Origin of the sequence: Streptomyces sp. NPDC088400, assembly GCF_044753355.1 — a bacterium.
In the GTDB taxonomy this organism is placed as follows: domain Bacteria; phylum Actinomycetota; class Actinomycetes; order Streptomycetales; family Streptomycetaceae; genus Streptomyces.
Genome location: NZ_JBIVMZ010000001.1, coordinates 353,886 through 376,387 on the forward strand (window position 1 = coordinate 353,886; position 22,502 = coordinate 376,387).

Annotated in this window: 22 protein-coding genes; 9 read left to right on the top strand and 13 right to left on the bottom strand. The window is 69.9% G+C overall.

Annotated features, from left to right (window positions below; genetic code table 11):
• Positions 1–70 precede the first annotated feature (70 nt).
• From ACIQD6_RS01690 to afsQ1, 3 genes are read right to left on the bottom strand one after another with little or no spacing between them, the layout of a single operon-like run.
• Complete coding sequence (locus tag ACIQD6_RS01690) at positions 71–829, bottom strand: hypothetical protein (RefSeq protein ID WP_401876978.1); 759 nt, start codon at positions 827–829, stop codon at positions 71–73.
• Positions 826–2,529 carry an ATP-binding protein gene (locus tag ACIQD6_RS01695; RefSeq protein WP_401876980.1) on the bottom strand — a complete coding sequence of 568 codons (1,704 nt, stop codon included), beginning with the start codon at positions 2,527–2,529 and terminating at the stop codon, positions 826–828. The genes ACIQD6_RS01690 and ACIQD6_RS01695 overlap by 4 nt, the downstream gene beginning before the upstream one ends.
• Positions 2,526–3,203, bottom strand: a complete 678-nt coding sequence (gene afsQ1, locus ACIQD6_RS01700; RefSeq protein WP_401878042.1) for a two-component system response regulator AfsQ1 — start codon at positions 3,201–3,203, stop codon at positions 2,526–2,528. Before afsQ1 ends, ACIQD6_RS01695 begins: the two co-directional genes overlap by 4 nt.
• Before the next feature lie 192 nt (positions 3,204–3,395).
• Here afsQ1 and ACIQD6_RS01705 point away from each other — a divergent pair, with 192 nt between their 5' ends.
• Positions 3,396–4,157, top strand: coding sequence for a SigE family RNA polymerase sigma factor (locus ACIQD6_RS01705; RefSeq protein ID WP_401876982.1), 762 nt, complete (start codon positions 3,396–3,398; stop codon positions 4,155–4,157).
• Positions 4,158–4,453: 296 nt separating this feature from the next.
• Here ACIQD6_RS01705 and ACIQD6_RS01710 read toward each other — a convergent pair whose 3' ends face one another.
• On the bottom strand, positions 4,454–5,152 hold the full coding sequence (locus ACIQD6_RS01710; RefSeq protein ID WP_401876983.1) for an ATP-binding protein: 699 nt from the start codon (positions 5,150–5,152) through the stop codon (positions 4,454–4,456).
• Between the two features lie 227 nt (positions 5,153–5,379).
• Between ACIQD6_RS01710 and ACIQD6_RS01715 the strand changes: the two genes are divergently transcribed.
• Entirely contained in the window at positions 5,380–5,817 is a 438-nt protein-coding gene (locus tag ACIQD6_RS01715) for a hypothetical protein (protein WP_401876985.1), read from the top strand.
• A gap of 145 nt (positions 5,818–5,962) precedes the next feature.
• On the opposite strand, the gene ACIQD6_RS01720 is transcribed toward ACIQD6_RS01715, so the two are convergent.
• The 3 genes from ACIQD6_RS01720 to deoC are packed head-to-tail and all read right to left on the bottom strand — an operon-like array spanning position 5,963 to position 9,324.
• The gene (locus ACIQD6_RS01720; RefSeq protein ID WP_401876986.1) at positions 5,963–6,880 is read right to left on the bottom strand and encodes an aldehyde dehydrogenase family protein; all 918 of its coding nucleotides are present in this window, start codon (positions 6,878–6,880) and stop codon (positions 5,963–5,965) included.
• A complete protein-coding gene (locus tag ACIQD6_RS01725; RefSeq protein ID WP_401878044.1) occupies positions 6,873–8,351 on the bottom strand; it encodes an aldehyde dehydrogenase family protein in 1,479 nt (492 codons plus the stop codon). The genes ACIQD6_RS01720 and ACIQD6_RS01725 overlap by 8 nt, the downstream gene beginning before the upstream one ends.
• 25 nt (positions 8,352–8,376) lie before the next feature.
• Entirely contained in the window at positions 8,377–9,324 is a 948-nt protein-coding gene (gene deoC, locus ACIQD6_RS01730; protein WP_401878047.1) for a deoxyribose-phosphate aldolase, read from the bottom strand.
• Positions 9,325–9,638: 314 nt separating this feature from the next.
• Here deoC and ACIQD6_RS01735 point away from each other — a divergent pair, with 314 nt between their 5' ends.
• Both ACIQD6_RS01735 and ACIQD6_RS01740 read left to right on the top strand, forming a co-directional pair.
• The gene (locus tag ACIQD6_RS01735; RefSeq protein WP_401876987.1) at positions 9,639–10,316 is read left to right on the top strand and encodes a PH domain-containing protein; all 678 of its coding nucleotides are present in this window, start codon (positions 9,639–9,641) and stop codon (positions 10,314–10,316) included.
• 196 nt (positions 10,317–10,512) lie between these two features.
• A complete protein-coding gene (locus ACIQD6_RS01740) occupies positions 10,513–10,818 on the top strand; it encodes a hypothetical protein (protein WP_401876989.1) in 306 nt (101 codons plus the stop codon).
• A 422-nt stretch (positions 10,819–11,240) separates the two neighbouring features.
• Here ACIQD6_RS01740 and ACIQD6_RS01745 read toward each other — a convergent pair whose 3' ends face one another.
• Positions 11,241–11,687 (bottom strand): ATP-binding protein, encoded by a 447-nt coding sequence (locus ACIQD6_RS01745; RefSeq protein ID WP_401876990.1) that lies wholly within the window; start codon positions 11,685–11,687, stop codon positions 11,241–11,243.
• Between the two features lie 195 nt (positions 11,688–11,882).
• Here ACIQD6_RS01745 and ACIQD6_RS01750 point away from each other — a divergent pair, with 195 nt between their 5' ends.
• Both ACIQD6_RS01750 and ACIQD6_RS01755 read left to right on the top strand, forming a co-directional pair.
• Positions 11,883–12,758: a Scr1 family TA system antitoxin-like transcriptional regulator gene (locus ACIQD6_RS01750; protein WP_401876992.1), complete on the top strand. Its 876-nt coding sequence runs from the start codon at positions 11,883–11,885 to the stop codon at positions 12,756–12,758.
• A complete protein-coding gene (locus tag ACIQD6_RS01755; RefSeq protein ID WP_401876993.1) occupies positions 12,755–13,006 on the top strand; it encodes a DUF397 domain-containing protein in 252 nt (83 codons plus the stop codon). The genes ACIQD6_RS01750 and ACIQD6_RS01755 overlap by 4 nt, the downstream gene beginning before the upstream one ends.
• Before the next feature lie 16 nt (positions 13,007–13,022).
• Here ACIQD6_RS01755 and ACIQD6_RS01760 read toward each other — a convergent pair whose 3' ends face one another.
• The 3 genes from ACIQD6_RS01760 to ACIQD6_RS01770 form a co-directional block, all read right to left on the bottom strand.
• Positions 13,023–14,660 carry a phospho-sugar mutase gene (locus tag ACIQD6_RS01760; RefSeq protein WP_401878049.1) on the bottom strand — a complete coding sequence of 546 codons (1,638 nt, stop codon included), beginning with the start codon at positions 14,658–14,660 and terminating at the stop codon, positions 13,023–13,025.
• A 344-nt stretch (positions 14,661–15,004) separates the two neighbouring features.
• Complete coding sequence (locus ACIQD6_RS01765; protein WP_401876995.1) at positions 15,005–15,835, bottom strand: purine-nucleoside phosphorylase; 831 nt, start codon at positions 15,833–15,835, stop codon at positions 15,005–15,007.
• 174 nt (positions 15,836–16,009) lie between these two features.
• A complete protein-coding gene (locus tag ACIQD6_RS01770) occupies positions 16,010–16,447 on the bottom strand; it encodes a gamma-glutamylcyclotransferase (RefSeq protein WP_114621718.1) in 438 nt (145 codons plus the stop codon).
• Between the two features lie 477 nt (positions 16,448–16,924).
• On the opposite strand from ACIQD6_RS01770, the gene ACIQD6_RS01775 reads away from it, so the two are divergent.
• Positions 16,925–18,364 carry an NAD(P)H-quinone dehydrogenase gene (locus tag ACIQD6_RS01775; RefSeq protein ID WP_401876997.1) on the top strand — a complete coding sequence of 480 codons (1,440 nt, stop codon included), beginning with the start codon at positions 16,925–16,927 and terminating at the stop codon, positions 18,362–18,364.
• 187 nt (positions 18,365–18,551) lie between these two features.
• Positions 18,552–19,550, top strand: a complete 999-nt coding sequence (locus tag ACIQD6_RS01780; protein ID WP_401876999.1) for a DeoR/GlpR family DNA-binding transcription regulator — start codon at positions 18,552–18,554, stop codon at positions 19,548–19,550.
• Between the two features lie 296 nt (positions 19,551–19,846).
• Here the strand turns inward: ACIQD6_RS01780 and ACIQD6_RS01785 are convergent, their stop codons facing one another.
• On the bottom strand, positions 19,847–20,437 hold the full coding sequence (locus ACIQD6_RS01785; RefSeq protein ID WP_401877001.1) for a TetR/AcrR family transcriptional regulator: 591 nt from the start codon (positions 20,435–20,437) through the stop codon (positions 19,847–19,849).
• A gap of 267 nt (positions 20,438–20,704) precedes the next feature.
• Entirely contained in the window at positions 20,705–21,538 is an 834-nt protein-coding gene (locus ACIQD6_RS01790; protein ID WP_401877002.1) for an FG-GAP repeat domain-containing protein, read from the bottom strand.
• Between ACIQD6_RS01790 and ACIQD6_RS01795 the strand changes: the two genes are divergently transcribed.
• Positions 21,507–22,496, top strand: coding sequence for a polymorphic toxin-type HINT domain-containing protein (locus ACIQD6_RS01795; protein ID WP_401877004.1), 990 nt, complete (start codon positions 21,507–21,509; stop codon positions 22,494–22,496). The genes ACIQD6_RS01790 and ACIQD6_RS01795 overlap by 32 nt on opposite strands.
• The last annotated feature ends 6 nt before the right edge of the window (positions 22,497–22,502 follow it).

Here is a 22,502-nt window from a genome sequence, read left to right on the forward strand (position 1 = left end):
GTGTCATCTACCGAGGCGCTCGGGTCGTGTACCTCGAATGCCGTGTACCTGGAATGCCGCGTACCTGGACTTACGACGGTGACGACGACGGGGACGCCGAAGCCGAGGGAGACGAGGACGCCGACGCCGCGCGCGTCGGGGCCGTCTCGTCCGGGTGGTTCTTCGTCTGCTTGTCGCAGGTGTATCCGTGCACCGGATAGTCACCGGGCCCGCCCAGCACCACCTTGCCGTTCGTGGCCTCGCTCTCCGCGAACGTACAGACGATCTGCGCGAGCGCGGCCGGCGGCAGGTCCTCCGGCTGGCGGCTGAGCCGCAACGTGCCCGAGGGGTCGCCCGCGCGCGGCGCGGAGACGAGCAGTGGCCCCCGTACGGACGTGGTGAAGCCCGCGTTCCGCTCGGTGGAGGACGGCTGGGCCTGAAGCTCGTCCAGCAGCCCCTGACCGATACGCAGTCGGCTGTCGAGCGTCTTCCCGTCCGGTATCTGTGCCGCGCGCTCCACCGGGACCAGTCCGGAGGCGCACACGAGATACACCCGCACCGGCACGCCCGGGTTACGGCTCGTGATGACGTCCTTCTCGGGAGAAACCTCGCACGGCATCCGCGAGGGCGCGTGCCCGGCGTCCACCGGCACCGACGTGGTCCGGATTCCGCATCCCGTGGCCACGACGGCGAGCGCGGTCACGCACGCGAGGCGCGCGAACGCCACGGCGGGCCGGCGTATCCGCCCCGGTTCCGTACGGCTCCCTCGCGCCCGACTCCCGTCCGTACCGCTCCCGTTCGTACCGCTCCCGTTCGTACCGCGCGGGCTCTGCCCGCTCCTGGCAGTCACGGTGCGTCGCCTTCCTCTCCCCGTTGCCGTTGCGTCTCCCGTTCCAGGTCCCGCTCCGCCGACTCGCCCTCCCGGGGCAGTCGCAGGACGAACATCGCGCCGCCCTCCGGCACATTGACCGCGGTGATGTCGCCCCCGTGGATATGGGCGTTCTCCATCGCGATCGACAGGCCGAGGCCGCTGCCCTCGGAGCGCGGCCGTGAGGCGCTCGCCTTGTAGAAGCGGTCGAAGACATGCGGCAGGACGTCCTCGGGGATGCCGGGGCCGTGGTCCCGTACCGAGATGACCAGTTCGTCACCCTGCGTCCGCACCGCGACCCGGACCGGCGAACCGCCGTGCTTGAGCGCGTTGCCGATCAGGTTCGCCATGATCACGTCGAGCCGGCGCGGGTCGAGCCGCGCCATGATGTCCCGCCCGGCGTCCAGCTCCACCGCGTCGAGCCAGGCGCGCGCGTCGATACAGGCCGTGACCTGGTCGGCGACATTGACGTCGTCGAGGACGAGCCGGGCCGTACCCGCGTCGAAGCGGGTGACCTCCATCAGGTTCTCCACCAGGACGTTGAGCCTGCGGGTCTCACTGACCACCAGCGTCACGGCGGGCGCGATCATCGGATCGAGGTTCTCGGTCTCCTCCTCCAGGACCTCCGTCACGGCGGTGAGCGCGGTCAGCGGAGTACGCAGCTCGTGCGACATGTCGGCGACGAAGCGACGGCTGGACTCCTCCCGCGCGCTCATGTCCGCGATCTTCTTCTGGAGGGACTCGGCGGACTTGTTGAACGTACGTGACAGGTCGGCCAGTTCGTCCGTCCCCGTCACCCGCAGCCGGGTGTCGAACCGGCCCTCGCCGAGCTTCCGCGACGCCTCTCCCAGCCGCTGTACGGGCCTGAGCACGGTCGTCGCCGCGGCCTGCGCGAGCAGCGCCGAGCCGACGAGCGCGAGCCCCGTGGCGATACTCAGCGACACCGCCAGCGAGTTGAGGTCCGCGCGCTCCTGGTCGAGGGACTTGAACAGGTACCCGGTCGGCCCGCCGCCGATGATCCGCGTACCGCCCACCAGATAGGGCGTACTGCCGCGCTCGGTGCGCTGCCAGAACAGGTGGTACGGGTACGCGTTTCCCGAGGTGACCTTCTGCCTGTCGTTGACGGCCTTCTGGAGCGAGCGCGGTACGTCGTCGAGCGTGAAGGTGTCCGGATCGGAGGCCCCCACGATGGGCTTCCCCTCGGCACGCTCGCCGATCAGCAGCACGCTGTAACCGGAGTTGTCGCCCGACATCTGCTCGGCGGTGGTCTGGAGATCGGCCTGACTCGGCCGCTCGGGCAGCTCCGCCGCGCGGTTCTGCATCTCCTGCCGGAAGTCCTTGAGGGTGGCGTCCTGGGTCCGGGACAGTACGGACTCGCGGTTGAGCCAGTACGCGATCCCCGACGCGGAGACGGCCGCGGTCAGGGCGACGGCGCCGAAGACGACCACGAGCCGCAGCCGCAGACTGGTCAGCCGAATCCCGGCCAGGATGGCCTTCTTCGCCGAACCGCCCGTGGATCCCTTGGATTCTTGGGACTTTTCCCGGGACTTTTCTCGGGACTTCGTGGATTCCTTCGTCTCCGTGGATCCCTTCGTGTCGCCGTTCCTCGCGTCGCCGTTCCCCGTCGCGCCGTTCTGCGGCGGGCCGTCGTCCGGCCCGTCCTCCGTGGGTGCGTTGCTCACGAAGGGGCGTCCAGCCGGTAGCCCACTCCACGGACCGTACGGATCAGGGTCGGTGAGGACGGCACGTCCTCCACCTTCGCCCGCAGCCGCTGCACGCACGCGTCCACCAGACGCGAGTCGCCCAGGTAGTCGTGCTCCCACACCAGCCGCAGCAACTGCTGCCGCGACAGCGCCTGTCCGGGCCGGCGGCTCAACTCCAGCAGCAGCCGCAACTCGGTCGGCGTGAGCTGGAGATCATCGCCGTTCTTCGTGACGGTCATGGCGGAACGGTCGATCACCACACTGCCGTACGTCGCCGAATCCGTGGACTCCCGCTCGCCGCGCCGCAGTACCGCGCGGATACGGGCGTCCAGCACCCGCCCCTGCACCGGCTTCACCACATAGTCGTCGGCGCCGGACTCCAGGCCGACCACCACATCGATGTCGTCACTGCGGGCGGTCAGCAGAATGATCGGCAGTTGGTCGGTGCGCCTGATGCGCCGGCACACCTCGAAACCGTCGATACCGGGCAGCATCACATCCAGCACAATCAGATCCGGCCGCTGCTCCCGCAGCAGTTTCAGGCCGTCCTCTCCCGTCGCCGCGGTGGCCACACGGTGGCCCTGGCGTGACAACGAGAGTTCGAGGGCCGTGCGGATGGCGTCGTCGTCCTCGATCAGCAGCAGGAAAGGCACAGAGGTCATTCTGTCTTATGGGGCGACCGGAGTTCGACCGTCGGAGCGCTCCCATCGATTCCTCACGTTTTCCACAAGGACCACAGCCCCCTGTGACACGCCTGTGACAGTCGACGGACAGCGCCATGAAACTGCCCCGGCAAGCTCATTGGCACACGGAACGAAGCAACTCCAACCGACGGGGGGCGCGGAATGAACGCACTGCACGGCACCACCACGAGCGCAGTAATCACGCGCCTTCACGACGTCACGCGGAGCAGCGAGAAGTCCGGCGCCGTGAACGGGCGGGGGTGCGTTCGCAGCGCCGGGCGTCAGCACAAGCCGTCGTACATGACGGTGGTTGACACGCCCCAGGTGCTCAACGGGGGCAACGGGGCAGTCGCGTACGGGGAGGCCACGGGGGAACGGACGGCCCGGACGGAGACGGAGGACGCCGAAACGGCGTTCACCGCCTACGTCAGGGAGCGCCGCGCTTCCCTGTACGCGACCGCTTACCACCTGACCGGCGACCGGTTCGAGGCCGAGGACCTGCTGCAGAGCGCCCTCTTCTCGACGTACCGGGCGTGGGACAGGATCAGCGACAAGGCGGCGGTCGGGGGCTATCTCCGCCGCACGATGACCAATCTGCACATCAGCGCCTGGCGCAGGCGCAAGCTCAACGAGTACCCGACGGAGGAGCTGCCGGAGACGGTGGGCGACACCGACGCGATGCGCGGCACCGAACTGCGCGCGGTGCTCTGGCAGGCGCTCACCCGCCTTCCCGAACTCCAGCGCACGATGCTGGTACTGCGCTACTACGAGGGCCGCACCGACCCGGAGATCGCGGACATCCTCGACATCAGTGTCGGCACGGTGAAGTCGAGCATCTGGCGGTCGCTCCGCCGGCTGCGCGAGGACGAGGTCCTCAGCTTCGGCCGTGACGAGGAAGAGTCCTTCGGCGAACTGGTCGCCTGAGGGCAGTGGGGGGAAGTACGGGGGAGCAGGGCCCGCCGTTTCGGGGGAAACGGCGGGAGCACGGGGGATTCAGGGGAAGAAAGCAGGGGGATCCACGGGGGTTGACGGGGAAACGAAGCGGGATCGGACCGGGCTGGGGGGCCTGTCCGGTCCCGCTTTGTGTTGCTCGTGTCGTTCGGCGCTTGAGCTGCGCGGACGTGGGCCGTACGCGTACGGCCCAGTGCGTACAACTCGGTTCGTACGGTTGAACCGTGGCCGTTGGCCGCCTCGGTGGTCGGTGGTCGGTGGTCGGCCGCTCAGCGACCGCTCGCGCTCGGGGCGGCGGAGTTGGGGGCGGCCGTGTCGACCGCGCCCGCCGCGGGGGAGGGCACGCCGCGCGGCTTGACGCAGCGCCCGGCCGCCGCGGCCGTGATGCGTCCCAGCGCCTCCGCCTTGGCGCACGGATGCGCCCCCAACGCCGTCTGCCGGCCGACGATCGCGCGCTCGGCCCGCATCAGCCGCCAGCCGCGCCGCAGCAGGAACGGAATCGACTTCCGCCCCTCGCGCAGATCACGCAGCAGCCGCCGCCGGAACGTGGTCGAGGGCCGCCCGCGCAGACAGAGCGCGTCGGCCAGCACGCCGAGTTCCTGGCAGTGGGCGACGATATCGGCGGCGAAGATGCCCTCCGCGAGGAACAGTGGCGTACGTCCGATGTCGAGCGCCTCCGTGTCCACCCGCGCGCTGGTGGCGATGGAGTAGACGGGAACGGTCGTACGGCCCGTACGGCACAGCTCCACGATCGCGGCGACGGCGGCGTCCGTGTCCCAGGACCGCGCCGAGTCCCAGTCGATGTCCGTGCTGTCCGGGACCAGCGGCAGCGTCGGGTCGTCGCCCTCCTTGTAGAAGTCGTCGAGGCGCAGCACGGGCAGGCCCGTGTGGGCGGCGAGGGACGACTTTCCGGAACCGGAGGGGCCCGTGAGAAGCACGACTCGGGTCGGAAGGGAAGGAGAGCTCACGGGACACCAGTGTGGGGCATGAACCGGCGTGAGGGATCCCCGGGGACCTCCGATCGGCCGATGGGTTCGGGCGGTGAGGCCGGTCGGTGAGGTCGGGGGCGGGCAGCGGGTCGGGCGGGTGAGGTCGGCCGGGTGAGGTCGGCCGGTCCTGGTGGTATCGGCACCGCACCTCAACTACGCTGCGTGTCGCCACGATTACTCAAACCCTCTGCCAGGCAGGAAACCCCATGGCACGTCATGCAGCTCCCTCCTCCCCGCGCCTCACTCTGCTGCGCGCCGGTCTGACCGTCACCGCGGCGAGCGCGGTCCTCGGTCTGGGCGGTACGGCGGCCCAGGCGGCGCAGCCCGCCGCCCCGGCGCCCGCCACGAGCACCGACAGCAAGCTCAACGACTCCAAGCTCGCGGAATCCGGTGAGGCCGCGGTCCAGGGCGTCGTCGGCGCGCTCGGCCACGCGACGGCCGGTGCGCTGGGCCCGGCCAAGAACCTCAAGCTCTACCCGCTGGCGGGCACGGGCGTGGACCCGCTGGACAACGCGGTGGGTACGCAGGTCGCCGACTTCAAGCCGGTGTCCACCGCGATCCTGACCGATCCGCTGACGAAGGGCGGCGGGGCGCTCAAGAACCTGCCGCTGGTCGGGCCCGCGCTGGGGCTGCTGCCGGGGTGACGGACGACGGATGCCCGCTTTCGCCTCCGGAGCGAGGGAAAGCGGGCATCGGGCGGTGGCGGGCCTTGGGCGTCAGTACGTCAGTACGCCGAGGGTCGTTGCGGCCCCGAGCGTCAGTACGCCGAGGCCGTGGCGGCTTCGGGGGTCAGTACGCCGAGCCGGAGGCGCCCAGGCTTCCCGTCGGGTGCCAGACCGTCTTCGTCTCCAGGAACGCCGTCAGCCGGTGGGTACCCGGGTCGGCGGACCAGCTCGACACGTCCGCCGGCCTCGGGCGCCGTACGCGCTTGAGGTTGTCCGCCGCCGCGATCTCCAGGTCCTTGGCCAGGGCCTCGTCCGCGCCGGTCAGATCGATCCCGTTGACGTCCTGGTGCGCGGCGAGCGGGGCCGCGATCTCGGCGGTCCGGCCGGAGAGGATGTTGACCACGCCGCCCGGCAGGTCGGAGGTGGCCAGCACCTCGCCCAGACAGAGTGCGGGCAGCGGGGACTTCTCGCTCGCGACGACGATCGCCGTGTTGCCCGTCGCGATCACCGGGGCGATCACCGAGACCAGGCCCAGGAAGGACGACTCCTGCGGGGCCAGGACCGTGACGACACCGGTCGGTTCGGGGGTCGAGAGGTTGAAGAACGGGCCGGCGACCGGGTTCGCCCCGCCCACCACCTGGCCGATCTTGTCGGTCCAGCCCGCGTACCAGACCCAGCGGTCGGTCGCCGCGTCGACGATCGCCGCCGCCTTGGACTTGGACAGACCTTCGGCCTGCCCGACCTCCCGTACGAACTGCTCGCGGCGGCCCTCCAGCATCTCGGCGACGCGGTAGAGGATCTGGCCCCGGTTGTACGCGGTCGCGCCCGACCAGCCGCCGAACGCCTTCCGCGCCGCGACGACCGCGTCACGCGCGTCCTTGCGGGAGGACAGCGGGGCGTTGGCCAGCAGGCTGCCCTTGGAGTCCGTCACTTCGTACACCCGGCCGCTCTCGCTGCGGGGGAACTTGCCCCCGACGTACAGCTTGTAGGTCTTGAGGACACTCAGTCGCGTCGAGGTCGGGGTCGAGGTCGAGTCAGACATCGAGGTATGCCTCCAGGCCGTGGCGGCCGCCTTCGCGGCCGTAGCCCGATTCCTTGTAGCCGCCGAACGGCGAGGTCGGGTCGAACTTGTTGAACGTATTGGCCCAGACGACACCCGCCCGGAGCTTGTTCGCCACCGCGAGGATGCGGGAGCCCTTCTCGGTCCAGATGCCGGCCGACAGGCCGTACTGGGTGTTGTTGGCCTTGGCCACGGCCTCGTCGGGCGTACGGAACGTCAGTACGGACAGCACCGGGCCGAAGATCTCGTCACGGGCGATGGTGTGCGCCTGGGTGACGTTCGTGAAGAGGGTCGGCGCGAACCAGTAGCCGGAGGAGGGCAGTTCGCAGGCCGGGGACCAGCGCTCGGCGCCCTCCGCCTCGCCCGCGTCGGCCAGTGTCTTGATACGGGCCAGCTGCTCGGCGGAGTTGATCGCGCCGAGGTCGGTGTTCTTGTCCAGCGGGTCGCCGACGCGCAGCGTGGCCAGCCGGCGCTTGAGCGAGTCCAGCAACTCGTCCTGAACCGACTCCTGTACGAGCAGCCGGGAGCCCGCGCAGCAGACCTGGCCCTGGTTGAAGAAGATGCCGGTGACGATGCCCTCGACGGCCTGGTCGATCGGGGCGTCGTCGAAGACGATGTTGGCGCCCTTGCCGCCCAGTTCGAGCGTGACCTTCTTGTCCGTACCGGCGACCTCGCGCGCGATGGCCTTGCCGACGGCGGTCGAACCGGTGAAGGCGACCTTGTCGATGTCCGGGTGCGCGACGAGCGCGGCTCCGGTGGTGCCGTCACCGGTCACGATGTTGACAACGCCCTTGGGGAGCCCGGCCTGGCGGCAGATGTCCGCGAAGAACAGGGCGGAGAGCGGGGTGGTCTCGGCGGGCTTCAGGACGACCGTGTTGCCGGTGGCGAGCGCCGGGGCGATCTTCCAGGCGAGCATGAGGAGCGGGAAGTTCCAGGGGATGACCTGCCCGGCGACCCCGAGCGGGCGGGGGCCGGCTCCATATCCGGCGTGGTCCAGCTTGTCGGCCCAGCCCGCGTAGTAGAAGAAGTGCGCGGCGACCAGCGGGAGGTCGGAGTCGCGGGTCTCCTTGATCGGCTTGCCGTTGTCGAGGGTCTCCAGGACGGCCAGCTCGCGCGAGCGCTCCTGGATGATCCGCGCGATACGGAACAGGTACTTGGCCCGCTCGGCGCCGGGCAGCGCGGACCACTTCTCGAACGCCTTGCGGGCGGACCTGACGGCGCGGTCGATGTCCTCGGTGCCGGCCTGGGCGACTTCGGAGAGGACCTCTTCCGTGGACGGGCTGAGGGTCTTGAAGACCTTGCCGTCGGCCGCCTCGGCGAACTCGCCGTCGATGAACAGGCCGTAGCTCGGCGCGATGTCGACGACGGAGCGGGACTCCGGAGCGGGTGCGTAGGCGAACGCGTCCAATGCGTTCGATGTGCTCAGTGCGTTCAAAGCGTTCTCGGATGCCATCTCTGCCTCAGTTGCCATCTGTGCCTCAGTCCACCGTGACGTAATCGGGGCCGGAGTACCGGCCGGTGCTGAGCTTCTGACGCTGCATCAGCAGGTCGTTCAGCAGACTGGAAGCGCCGAAGCGGAACCAGTGGTTGTCCAGCCAGTCCGCGCCGGCGGTCTCGTTGACCAGCACCAGGAACTTGATCGCGTCCTTGGTGGAACGGATGCCGCCGGCCGGCTTCACGCCGACCTGCACCCCTGTCTGTGCGCGGAAGTCGCGTACGGCCTCCAGTAGCAGCAGGGTGTTGGCCGGAGTGGCGTTGACCCCGACCTTGCCGGTCGACGTCTTGATGAAGTCCGCCCCGGCGATCATGCCGAGCCAGGAGGCGCGGCGGATGTTGTCGTACGTGGAGAGCTCGCCGGTCTCGAAGATGACCTTGAGGCGGGCGGCCCCCGCGGCCTCCTTCACGGCGCGGATCTCCTCGTACACCTTCAGATAGCGCCCCGCGAGGAACGCGCCGCGATCGATGACCATGTCGATCTCGTCGGCGCCGGCGGCCACGGCGTCGCGGGTGTCCGCGAGCTTCACGCCCAGCGAGGCGCGGCCGGCGGGGAAGGCGGTGGCGACGGAGGCGACCTTCACGTCCGAGCCGGCGAGCGCGGCCACCGCTGTCTCCGCCATGTCCGGATAGACGCAGACGGCCGCGGTGGCGGGAGTCGTACGGTCGGTCGGGTCGGGCCGGAGGGCCTTGGCGGCGAGCGCCCGGACCTTGCCCGGGGTGTCCGCGCCTTCGAGTGTCGTCAGGTCGATCATGGAAATGGCCAGGTCGATGGCGTACGCCTTGGCCGTGGTCTTGATCGAGCGCGTCCCGAGCGACGCGGCACGCGCCTCCAGGCCGACGGTGTCGACGCCGGGCAGCCCGTGGAGGAAGCGGCGCAGTGCGCTGTCGGACGCGGTCACGTCGGCGAATGCGGGGGTGATGGTGGGCATGGTCACCAGAGGAGCATATCTACGCGCGTAGCGGCCTGTACAGGGGGTGCGGGTTGTGCGGCCGGGCCGTTCGTGGGCGGTGACCGGCGGGAGGTCGGCCGGACGGGTGCGGCAGAATCGGTTGTATGACGACCCCGAGCCCCGAGCAGCCCTCCGAGCCGACGACGGATGTGACACCGACGCCGGATGCGCCGACGCGGGGCGGGGCGCCGGAGCCGGGCGGGGCGCCTGCGACGGATGCGGCGTCGGCGCCGGATGAGATGCCTGCGCCGGGTGGGGTGCCCGCGCCCGGTGGGGCATCAGCGTCGGGTGGGGTGCCCGCGCCGGGTGAGGCATCAGCGCCGGGTGGGGCGCCCGCGACCTACGCCGATCGCGTCTACCGGTCGGCCGGCGGGATCCTCGGCGGTGTGCTGCTGCTCGTGATCGTCGGCTGGCTGGGCGGCGACGCGCTCTTCCGGGGGACGGGCCGCGCGCCCTGGCTGGCGCTCGCCGGGCTGCTGTTCGTCGTGCCGCTCATCATCGCGTTCAGCCTGCGCCCGGCGGTCTATGCCGGTCAGGACAGGCTGCGGATCAGGAACCCGTTCCGGACGATCAGCCTTCCCTGGGCGAGCGTCACGGATGTGCGGGCCACTTTCTCGTGCGAGGTGTTCACCGAGAACGCCGGGAAGTTCCAGATGTGGGCCGTCCCCGTTTCCTTGCGCCAGCGCAAGCGCGCCAACCGCCGACAGGCGCGTCTGGTGCACGGTGACCCGATGGGCATCGGCACCGTCGGCATCCCGCGCGGCAGGGCTTCGCAGGGTGCCGGGGCGGGCGCGGACGAGGCCCAACTGGCCCTGGCGGACCGTACGGTCGCCGAACTGCGCGAACTGGCCGAGCGCTCCGCCGCACGCCCCACCGCCCAGGGCGAACCGACGGTGCGCTGGGCGTACGGGATCATCGCGCCCGCCGTCGCGGGCCTGGTGGTCCTGCTGGTGCTGCTGCTGACGGGGTGAGCGCGCTGGTCCAGGGCGGGGGCCAGGGCGGGAGCGTGCACAACCGTGCCCGGCTCTTCTCGCTGAGGCATGAGACTCTCTGGCCGTGTCGGACGTGATGCGCGGGTTGCAGGCGGCTTTGGACGAAGCTGTGTCTCCTTCGTGGGCGAAGCGAGTTCGCGCCGGGCGCGACCTTGCTCCCTTCGCTGATGTTCCTGTGGCTGCGGAAGCGTTGGCGGGTCTGCTGCTGGACGTCGCGGACACGGCTGTGACCCGACGGACCGCAGAGGCCCTGGTCCGAGTGGGGACGACAGCCGCCGTAAGGCTCATCGCTCTCGCGGTCGCAGAGGCCGATGACGACCATGGCGACTGGATGCAGACCGGGGTGCGTGACGCGCTCGTGGGTCCGGACGCCTTGCCGGACATCGCAGCGGTCTGCGGTCGGCTCGCTCAGGACCCCGACGCAGATGTACGCCGAGGTGCTGCGGAGGTCTTGGGGTGGGCGACCGAAGTACTGGAGTAGGACCGCGACCGGGTGAACCTTGCCCGGTGGTCCTGCTGGCCTGCTGGTGCGGTGCGGTGCGGTGCGGTGCGGTGCGGTGCGTTGCGTTGTGGGTGCGGGGGCCGGGGCCTCCGGAGGTACGTGTCCTGCACTGCATGATTTACGGCGCGTGCGGCCTTGTTCTTCGGGTGCGGCCCGGTGTGCGCCACAAATCACGCTTTACGTTCCGGACACGCACCTCCTACGACCCCGCCCCCCTCCCGCCGGTGCGTCGCCTGCGGCACGGTGGGGTTGAGGGCGCTCTGTCCCTCAACTCCTCTGCTGCTTAGGCGTGTTGGGGGATACCTCGTTGGTCGTGTCGTCATCGGCCTCCAGAGGGACGGCGCCACCCAGGCCCACCAACACCAGCTTGAGTAAGCGCAGGTAAGCAGGGTCGTCGCGGGTCAGGGGGCGGTCGGCCGGGACGAGCGCGGCGGCGGAGCCGTCGGATCGGGCGGGCATGCGGTGGCCTCCAGGGTGAAGATCAGGCTCTTCCCGGTCGGCGTGGTCACGACGAACCATCCGGGGGCGAGGACGTCGAGCAGTTCAAGGCCTCTGCCGTGGCTGTCCCACGCGGTGGCCACGCGGCGCGTCGGCTCGGACTTGGACCGGTCGTGCAGCTCGATCTGGATCGAACTGCCCACGGGCGAATGGCAAATCAGATCGAACCAGCCTCCGCCCGCGTGCAGTACGGCGTTGGTCGCGGTCTCGCTGACCAGCAACTTGACCATGTCGTGGTCCACCCAGGGGTGCGGCGCGTAGGCACGGGCCGCTATGGCGCGGGCCTCGGGGACGGCAACTGCCGTGCAGGGGTAGCGCTCTACCGCCAGGACGTAACCACGCTGATCCATTACCCACACCTTTCGGGCGCGCGGATGTAGAGGCAGCCCGCTGCGGATACGTGCGTTCGCAGCGTGCGCGCCCAGTTTGGGTCACGTGACCCGCCCTGTGCAACCCAGCGTGCAGGTGTCAACTCGGAGAGTCATAGGGTGGTCAACTGGCCGATACTCTGACGGCGTCGGGAGCACGCCACTGGAAGGGGACTCGTGGCTGTAAGCGTCAATGCGAACGCGATCTTCGCCATGCGCCGCGTGGGCGAGGAACTTCAGCGTCTCCGCGTGGAGGCTGGTCTCCAGCAGGAGGCGGTAGGGCAGGCGCTCGGTGTCTCGCGGTACACCGTCGGCAAGATAGAGCGTGGCAGAGCGTTCCCCACGGATGAACAACTCCCCAAGCTGCTCAAGCTCTTGAAGGTGACTCCCGAGGAACGTGCCGGGATCGTCGCGACGATCGAGCAGGGCAGGTCGTACGGTCGCGCTTGGTACGAACGGCCAGAGGTTCAGGCTGTGTTCAGCGGCGATTCCTATCGCTACTTCTCTCTCGAAGATGCCGCACACCGCATGTCGGTCCACTCCGGGACCTATGTGCCGGGGCTGCTCCAGACACGTGAGTATGTCGAAGCACTGGCCGCGTTCGGCCAGAAACAGGAGAGCGCGGAACGCCGCGAAGCCTTTGTCGAGGTCCGGTTGAGGCGACAGGAGGTCCTCACGCGCCGCAACCCGCTCACCATGGAAGCTCTCTGCCTGGAGTCGGCTCTTCGTTCGGTTGTGGGTGGGCCGGTGGTCATGGGCGCGCAACTCCGGCACTTGAGGGCATGGGCCGGCCGCCCGAACGTCACATTGCGAGTCATCCCGTTCATGTCGGGAGCCGCAAGCACAACAGGTGCGCCGTTCACCATCCTTGACTTCCCCGGTTCCGACAACCGCAGCGTCGTATCTCTGGAACGGGTACGAGGGGATACTCTCCAGGACGATCCCGTGGAAGTTCGGATCGCTCGCCGGAAGTTCACCGACCTGGCCAGCTGTGCGCTGGACGAAGAAGCGACCGTCCGGTGCATCGAGGACATCGAAAAGGGACTCACATGAGCGACCAGAAGGACGCCCTCTACGCGGCCTCACTCGACGGCGAGTGGGAGAAGTCCTCGTTCAGCAATGGCTCAGGCAGTGATTGCGTCCAGATCATGCCCATCGAGGGCGGCGTCGCCTTCGGTGACACCAAGCGCCGCGACCTCGACGGCGCTCTCCGGTTCACCGACAAGGAGATGCTGGCGCACGTACTGGCCGTCAAGGCCGGCCAGTACGACCACCTCATCCCCGAAGGAACCGAACTCTGACCCGGGGGATCGGTGTTCAGATCCCCGCCGCCTCCGACAAGTCCCGCTTCAGTGACTCCAGGACCTGTGTGCCGGTCGCCCGCGCCGACGTCAGGTCCGTTGCGTCGGCGACCGGGATCACGACCTCCAGGTAGCACTTCAGCTTGGGTTCCGTGCCGCTGGGGCGGACGATGACGCGGGCCTTGTAGGTGCCGTCCAGGCGGTAGCGGAGGCCGTCCGTGGGCGGGAGGGTGGCTGTGCCTCGGGTCAGGTCCTCGGCCGAGGTGACGGTCAGGCCGGCCAGGGTGGTGGGGGGCTGTTCGCGCAGGCGGTGCATCGCGTCCGCGATCAGGGACAGGTCCTTGACGCGGACCGAGAGCTGGTCCGTGGCGTGCAGGCCGTGGGCTACGGCGAGGTCGTCCAGGAGGTCGGAGAGCGTACGGCCTTCGGCCTTCAGCTCCGAGGCCAGTTCGGCGACCAGCAGCGCGGCCGTGATGCCGTCCTTGTCCCGTACGCCGTCGGGGTCGACGCAGTAGCCCAGCGCCTCCTCGTATCCGTACCGCAGGCCCTCGACACGCGCGATCCACTTGAAGCCGGTCAGCGTCTCCTCGTAACCGAGCCCCGCCGCCGCGGCGATCCGGCCGAGCAGCGAGGACGAGACGATCGACTCGGCGAACGTGCCCGTCGCGCCCTTGCGGACGAGGTGCGCGGCGAGCAGCGCGCCGACCTCGTCGCCGCGGAGCATGCGCCAGCCCGCCTCGGCCGAATCGTCCGGGACGGCCACCGCGCAGCGGTCCGCGTCCGGGTCGTTGGCGATGATCAGGTCGGGCCGGACGCGGCGGGCCGTGGCGAAGGCCAGGTCCATCGCGCCCGGCTCCTCCGGGTTCGGGAACGCGACCGTCGGGAACGCCGGATCGGGCTCGGCCTGCTCCGGCACCGGTACGGGCGCGGGGAAGCCGGCCCGCGCGAAGGCCGCGAGGAGCGTTTCCGTACCGACGCCGTGCAGCGCCGTGTGGACGGTCCGCGCGGTGCGCGGCGTGCCCGGGGTCAGGGCGGCGCCCGTACGGTCCAGATACGCCTCCAGGACCTCGTCCCCCAGGGTCTCCCAGCCGTCGTCGGGACGCGGGACGGAGGCCAGCGCGCCGATCGCGTCGATCTCGGCCGCGATCTCGCCGTCGGCGGGCGGCACGATCTGGGAGCCGTCGCCGAGATAGACCTTGTAGCCGTTGTCCCGGGGCGGGTTGTGGCTGGCCGTGACCTCTACCCCGGCGACGGCGCCCAGGTGCCGTACGGCGAAGGCCAGGACGGGGGTGGGCAGCGGCCGGGGCAGTACGGCGGCGCGCAGGCCCGCGCCGGTCATCACGGCCGCGGTGTCCCGGGCGAAGTCCGCGGACTTGTAGCGGGCGTCGTAGCCGACGACGACCAGGGGCGTTCCGGATGACGCGAGTTCCGGGCCGTCGTCGCCCTGCTTCTTGAGATACGCGGCGAGGCCGGCCGCGGCCCGGATGACCACCGCGCGGTTCATCCGCATGGGCCCGGCGCCCAGCTCCCCGCGCAGCCCGGCGGTACCGAACTGGAGCGTGCCCGCGAACCGTTCGGCGAGTGCGTCGAGATCACCGGCGTCGATGATCCCGGCGAGTTCCTCGCGGGTCTCGCTGTCCGGGTCCTCGGCCAGCCAGGCCGCGGCCCGAGCGACGAGGTCCTGCCGTGACGCGTCCTGGGTACTGTCCCGCTCCCCGGGGGTGTCCTGCGCCTGGGGAGTGTCCTGCGTCGCGTCCTGTCGCGTCAGGTCCTGCTGCACGGTGGGAGTACCTCCTTGCGCCGCAGCCGGCGCCGCTCTGGCGGAGGTGGTCGTGCTCCGCCGTGGTTCCTGCCGAGGCCGGTGGTTGTCCCGGCCGAGTTTCGTTCCCGCCTCTATAACGTGCCCAGGGATCGGACGCGTGCGAGCATCGGACGCCCCTGAGATGCCCCTGAAATGCCCCCTGAGACGTCTCTGAGGATCAGGGTGCGCCCGAGGCGTCAGACGCGCTCAAGCACCCGTGCCAGCAGCGCGCCCATCTGCGTCGCCGAGTCGCGGCCCGCCTGGAGCACCTCTTCGTGGTTGAGCGGCTCGCCCGACAGTCCCGCGGCCAGGTTGGTGACCAGCGAGATACCGAGGACCTCGGCGCCCGCCTCGCGGGCCGCGATGGCCTCCAGGACGGTGGACATGCCGACGAGGTCGCCGCCCATCACCCGGACCATGTTGATCTCGGCCGGGGTCTCGTAGTGCGGGCCGGGGAACTGGACGTACACGCCCTCTTCGAGGGCCGGGTCGATCTCCTTGCAGAGCGTGCGCAGCCGGGGGGAGTAGAGGTCCGTCAGGTCCACGAAGTTCGCGCCGACGATCGGGGAGACCGCCGTCAGGTTGATGTGGTCGCTGATCAGTACGGGTTGCCCGGGGCGCATGCCCTCGCGCAGTCCGCCGCAGCCGTTCGTCAGGACGATGGTCTTGCAGCCTGCGGCGACGGCGGTACGGACGCCGTGCGCGACGGAGGCGACGCCCCGGCCCTCGTAGTAGTGCGTACGGCCGAGGAAGACCAGCGCGCGCTTCTCGGCGATCTTGTACGAGCGGATCCTGCCGCCGTGCCCCGCCACCGCGGGTGGCGGGAATCCCGGCAGCTCGGTCACGGGGAACTCGGCCTCGGGCGCTCCGAGCGCATCGACGGCCGGAGCCCAGCCGGAGCCCATCACAAGGGCGACGTCGTGGGTCTCGGCGCCGGTGAGCTCGCGCAGGCGCGCGGCGGCGGCTTCGGCGTCGGCGAAGGGGTCGGCGGGTCCGCCGGCGTTGGCCGGGGTAACAGATGCGTTCACGCGGATGAGGGTAGCCGGTCATTCCCTACGCGCGTAGATGTATGCGGCACGCTCTTGAGATCGTTGTGTGGTCGTTTCTGGCGGAAAGCCCTGGTGTGTGCTCCTGTACGCGCCCTGGGCCAGCCGCGCTGCCCGCCCTGGGCCCGCCGTGCCGTCCGCGCCGCGCCCGCCCCGTCAGCAGGGGCGTTTGCGCAGTTCCATCACGTAGTCGTGGGGGGCGCCGGCCGATTCCGCGGCGTCGGCCAGTTCGCCCAGGTAGCGCGCCGACGGCAGGCCGCCCTCGTAACCGTTCAGGACGTAGAGCCAGGTCGGCTCCTCGCCGTCCAGGGTGTGCACCCGGACGCGCATCCGGCGGTAGATGTCGAGGCCCACGCCCTCCCAGCGGTCCATGGAGTCCTCGTCCATCGGGGCGATGTCGTACAGCGCGACGAACACCTGGGAACGCGGTGCCTCCACGATCGTGACCAGCGCTCCCTCCCAGCCCATCTGCTCGCCGCCGAAGGTGAGCCGCCAGCCGTTGAGCCAGCCGGTACCGCGCAGCGGTGAGTGCGGTGCGCGGCGGGACATCAGCCGCGCGTCGAGGTTGCCGGCGTACGCGGCGTAGAGCGACATGGGGTCGAGGGTACGGGAGGTGCGGACGTGGGTTGTTTTTTGAGGGGTCGCTTTTTTTGTGGGCTCGGTTCGCCGCCGGGGCGCTCTATGCCCCTGCCGACGGTCGACCGTGCCCGCCTCCCGTTCCTCGGGGCCTGTGCGGTCTCCCTCGCGGCGGCGGCCCTCGCGGTGACCTGACGGCCGGGTTGCGCACGTCCGCCGGCGAGTGAGCCGAAGGGGCGCGTCGACGTCGAAAGAGAGAGCGCGCGGAGGTTCGTGAGGAACGAGCGAATCGAGCACGGTCGACCGTCGACGTCGGCACAGAGCGCCCCGGAGGCGAACCGAGCCCTCAAAAAAAGGGGCCGCAGGCACCCCGGGGGGAAGCTACTTGAAGCGTGCGGGACAATGGGGTACGTACTGCATCCCCCGGGGGGCTCCCCCGGAACCCCGGCCGGGGTGGCAGACGGGCCGGGATGACAACCCGAGGCGGACTTTTTCGTGACCCGGATCGTGATCATCGGCGGTGGCCCCGGCGGCTACGAGGCGGCCCTGGTGGGCGCCCAGCTCGGCGCGGAGGTGACCGTCGTCGACTGCGACGGCCTCGGCGGTGCGTCGGTGCTCACCGACTGCGTACCGTCGAAGACCCTCATCGCGACGGCCGAGGTGATGACGACCTTCGACTCCTCGTACGAGGAACTGGGCATCATCGTCGCCGACGACACCCCGCCGGACGAGCAGAGCGCGCGCGTCGTCGGGGTCGACCTCGGCAAGGTCAACCGGCGTGTGAAGCGGCTCGCCCTCGCCCAGTCCCACGACATCACCGCCTCCGTCACCCGGGCCGGCGCCCGCGTCATGCGCGGCCGTGGCCGGCTCGACGGCCGGCAGGCCATGGACGGCTCGCGCAAGGTGATCGTGACCGCGGCGGACGGCAGCGAGGAGTCGCTGACCGCCGACGCCGTGCTGGTCGCCACCGGCGCCCACCCCCGCGAGATCCCGGACGCGCGGCCGGACGGCGAGCGCATCCTCAACTGGACGCAGGTGTACGACCTCGACGAGCTCCCCGAGGAGCTGATCGTGGTCGGTTCCGGTGTCACCGGCGCCGAGTTCGCCGGTGCCTACCAGGCGCTGGGTTCGCGGGTCACGCTCGTCTCGTCCCGGGACCGGGTGCTGCCCGGTGAGGACCCGGACGCCGCCGGCGTACTGGAAGACGTCTTCCGGCGCCGGGGCATGAACGTGATGTCCCGTTCGCGTGCCGAGGCCGTCAAGCGCGTGGACGACCGGGTGGAGGTGACCCTCTCCGACGGCCGGACCATTTCCGGTACGCACTGTCTGGTGGCGGTCGGCGCGATCCCGAACACCGCGGGCATGGGTCTGGAGGAGGCCGGTGTCTTCGTCAAGGACTCGGGTCACATCAAGACCGACCGGGTGTCCCGTACCTCCGCGCCCGGTGTCTACGCGGCCGGCGACGTCACCGGGATCTTCGCGCTCGCCTCGGTCGCGGCCATGCAGGGCCGGATCGCGATGTACCACTTCCTGGGTGACGCGGTGGCCCCGCTCAACCTCAAGACCGTCTCGTCGAACGTCTTCACCGACCCGGAGATCGCCACCGTCGGGTTCAGCCAGGCGGACGTCGACGGCGGCAAGATCGATGCCCGCGTCGTCAAACTGCCGCTCCTGCGCAACCCGCGCGCCAAGATGCAGGGCATCAGGGACGGCTTCGTCAAGATCTTCGCCCGGCCGGGTACGGGCATCGTGGTCGGCGGTGTGGTCGTCGCGCCGCGTGCGAGTGAGCTGATCCACCCCATCGCGCTGGCGGTCGACAACAACCTGACGGTGGAACAGATCGCGAACGCCTTCACCGTGTACCCGTCGCTGTCGGGCTCGATCGCCGAGGTGGCGCGGCAGTTGCACACGCGTAAGACGTCGGACGAGAACTGACGCCCCCGGGGCGCCCGGTGCTCTTGGTGCTTCTGGGGCGTTCAGGCGGTCCTTCGCTCCGCGTCGGGAGTTGATGTGTAGCACCAGGGCGCCCCTTATACCACTGTGCGTGCTCGCCTGTGTACAACTTCTCTTTTTCGGCGCAAACTGCTGAAAGTGGATGGTCGTTGGCGTTACTGTCAGTTTCGTGTTCGCTGCAGAACGTCGCCAATTGATCCTCGAAATGGTGCGTGCCAACGGGGCTGTGTCGCTCCGTGAGCTCGCCCGCGTCGTCCAGACCTCCGAAGTGACCGTCCGGCGGGACGTGCGGGCGCTCGAGGCCGAAGGACTCCTCGACCGCCGGCACGGCGGTGCGGTATTGCCGGGCGGATTCACGCGAGAATCCGGCTTTCCGCAAAAGTCCCATCTCGCAACGGCGGAGAAGACGGCCATCGCCGACCTCGCCGCGAGCTTCGTCGAAGAGGGCGAGGCCGTGGTCGTCGGTGCCGGTACGACCACGCAGGAGCTGGCCCGCCGGCTCGCGCGGATCCCCGGCCTGACCGTCGTCACCAACTCCCTCCTGGTCGCCCAGGCGTTGGCCCACGCCAACCGCGTCGAAGTCGTCATGACGGGCGGCACCCTGCGTGGCTCGAACTACGCGCTGGTCGGCAGCGGGGCCGAGCAGTCCCTCCAGGGACTGCGGGTCACCCGCGCGTTCCTCTCCGGGAGCGGGCTGACGGCCGAGCGCGGCCTCTCCACGTCCAACATGCTCTCGGCGAGCGTCGACCGGGCGCTGGTGCAGGCCGCGGCGGAAGTCGTGGTGCTCGCCGACCACACCAAGCTCGGTACCGACACGATGTTCCAGACGGTGCCGACGGATCTGATCAGCCGGCTGGTGACCGACGAGCCGCCCGCGCACGACGACCGTGCCGGAACGGAGCTTCAGGCCCTCGCCGACCAGGGTGTGCAGATCGCGGTGGCGGGCACGGGGGCGACGGCGTCAGGGTCCGGGGCCGGTGGGCCCGGCGGCGAGGCGGTCCAGCCGGGGCGCCAGCCTCGCCGGGACGTGCCGCTGCCCGGACAACGGCGTACGCACTCGGGAGGGCCGGGGGGCGGGCCCGCGCCTCAGTTGCGCAGCACGGCCGCGCCGTTGGGGGCGACGGAGCCGGGGGAGCGGGCGAGGGTGGCGGATCTGCGCCGCCGCTGACGGTGCGAGTCGCCTCCCGGCGAGGGGTCGTGGTGCGGGTGGGCCCGGTGGGGGTGCGGGTGCCGGGGCCTTCGGAGGTGCATGTCCGGACTGCATGATTTACGGCGCGTGCGGGTTGGTTTTTGGGTGCGGGTCGGTGTGCGCCACAAATCACGCTTTACGTCCGGACACGTCACCTCCTGCGGCCCCGGCCCCCTCCCGCCCGTTGCCCTCGCCGACCTGGACGGGGGCGAGCGCGGGGTCAACGAGACCAGGCGCCCGCCGGTGGTCGGACGGGGGCGAGGGCGCCGTAGTGGTCACTCGGGGGTTTCGGTTAGGCCCGTCAAGGTCAGCTTCAGGAGCCGGTCCGCCAGCTCCGGGTCGTCCGGGGACTGTTCAGCGGCCAGGGCGATCGCGTTCGTGAGCTGCATCAGGTCGTCGATGGAGACTTCGGACCGTACGTGACCGGCTCTCTGTGCCCGTACGAGGAGCCGCTCGCCCGCGTCGCGCAGCGGCACGTGGCACTGAGTGAGGGCCGAACTCGCGTCGTGCGAAGCCGACATGAGAGCTCGTGAGAGTCCGCGGTACTCACCCGCATGGGTGATGAGGGCGCGCAGCCATTCCACCAGTGCGCCGCAGGGCCGGTCGGACTCGGTGAGTTCCCGCGAGCGCTCCAGCAGGGAGGCGAGCGCTTCTTGGAAGACCGCGCTCAGTAAGGCGTGCCGGTTGGGGAAGTGGCGGTAGAGCGTGCCGATCCCTACGCCGGCCCGGCGTGCGACATCCTCCAGCGAGGCGTCCGCGCCGTATTCGGCGAAGTTGTTGCGGGCTTCGGTGAGCAGCCGCTCGTAGTTGCGGCGCGCGTCGGCTCGCATGGGCCGGCGTGGCGCCTGTGCCGTACTGCTCGCCATCGCGCAGTCCTTCCTGTCTCCATCCGTTGCGTCAAGGATGCCATCACGCGCCACCGGGCCCGGGCCGCCGAAGTACTCGGTGACCCGGGCCTGGTGCTGTGGCCGGGAAGGTTTGCCGTGGGCTCGCGGCGGCCGGTGCGGTAGCTCGCAAGGCGGAGGATCGCGCTCGTACCGGACGTACTCGCGCGACTCCGACAACACGGCGAGATGCCGTGCCGGCCGTCGCGAGCCGGTGAACCTTCCCGGTCACAGCACCAGTGGTCGATGTCAGGCGATGGCCTTGATGGCTTGCCAGCCTCCCGTGCCCACGACGGTCGGCGTGCCGACGCCGTCCTTGCGGCCGGGCAGGAACTCCAGGCCGGCCGTGGTGTTCGCGGTGGTCGTCCACAGATCCGTGATGCCGTCGCCGTCGACATCACCCGGAGCCGTGATCAGTGGACGCGCCGCCGGGGTCCAGCCGGTGGCGTGGGTCGTACGGTTGGCGGGGGCACCGAAGGAGGCGGGATCGGTTCCGCCGTCCGCCACTCCGTCACCGTCCGCGTCCAGGGCCATGCCGTGGTAGACGTACAGCGTGCCGTTGGTGTGACGGGCCATGAGGTCGGTCAGCCCGTCTCCGTTCACGTCGCCCGGGGAGACCAGAGTCATGGCACCCCAGCCGGCGTTGCCGATCGGGTAGCCGGACTCGACGGCACCGCCCGTGTATCCGGGCAGGAACCAGAGCTGGTCGCCGATGACCGCGACGAAGTCCGGGTTGTACTGCTCGGCGTCGGGCGTCAGGTCCCCGACCGACACGATCTGTTTGATGGCCGCGGTGTCGGTGACGGCACCGGTCTCCTCGTCCGGGAAGACGTACACCGGCTGCCGGGTGTCCTCCGAGACCTGACCCAGACCGTCGTTGGGGAACAGCCACAGCTTGCCGTCGTTGCGGCGGGCGACGAGATCCTCGTAACCGTCCTCGGTCCAGTCGCCGCGGTGAGTGAGCAGCGCGCCCGCCCATGCCTTGTTCGTGGAGAGGAACTGCGGGGCCGAGATCGTGCCCTTGGTGTCCGTACCGGAGTACAGCCGCAGATTGTCGGAGCCGTCATGCTGGCCGACCACCACGGAACGTCGAACACCGTCGCAGGCGAAGAAGCCGGCACAGAACCGTGGCTCGAAGATCAAGGAGGAGGTCAAGTCCGAGCTGAAGGACCAGGCGCAGGACGCCGTTCAGCAACAGGTTTCCGGCACGTGCGAGTCCAACAGCTTCAAGCCCGGTACCCAGGTGCTGATGGCCGACGGCACGAAGAAGTCGATCGACAAGGTCAAGGTCGGTGACAAGGTCCTCGCCACCGACCCGAAGACGGGCAAGAGCCGTACCGAGACGGTCACGGCCACGATCATCGGCAAGGGCAAGAAGCGTCTGGTCAAGGTCACCGTGTTCGGCGGTGCCAAGGACGGCGCGTCGTCGGCGGTCGTCGCCACCGAGGGCCACCCGTTCTGGGTGCCGGCGGTCGGCGAGTGGGTGGACGCGGGAGACCTGGAGCCGGGCGACTCGGTCTGGCCCAACTCCGGTACGGAACTGCGTATCTCGGAGGTCCAGGAATGGACCGAGCGGGCGACGGTGTACAACCTGACCGTCGCCGACCTGCACACGTACTATGTGCTGGCAGGGGTCATTCCGGTCCTCGTCCATAACTGCGGGGACGGAGCGGAATCCGTCTCACCGGCATTCGAGGACGATCCGTACCACCCGGACAAGGTGCAGAAGCGGATCGATGCTGGACGGGCCGCCTGGGCGGAGATTCCGAGGGAAGTTCACAACACGGTGAACGGCATTGAAAGTGGTCGGGTCACCCAGCGGGTCAACAGCAACGGGCGCGACTGGTTCAACGCGAATGGCAATACCAGCAGCCCTTGGCACAACGCGACCATCTTCACCGGTGTGGCCTCGCCCACGACCTTGACCCGCGTGCTCCTGCGAAGGGACGGGGGTATCGGGTACGTGCTCGGCCACAACTACAACAAGGTGATCGAGTACGGCTACGCCAGGCTTCCCGGCCGGTACGTACCGAGACCATGAGCCCGA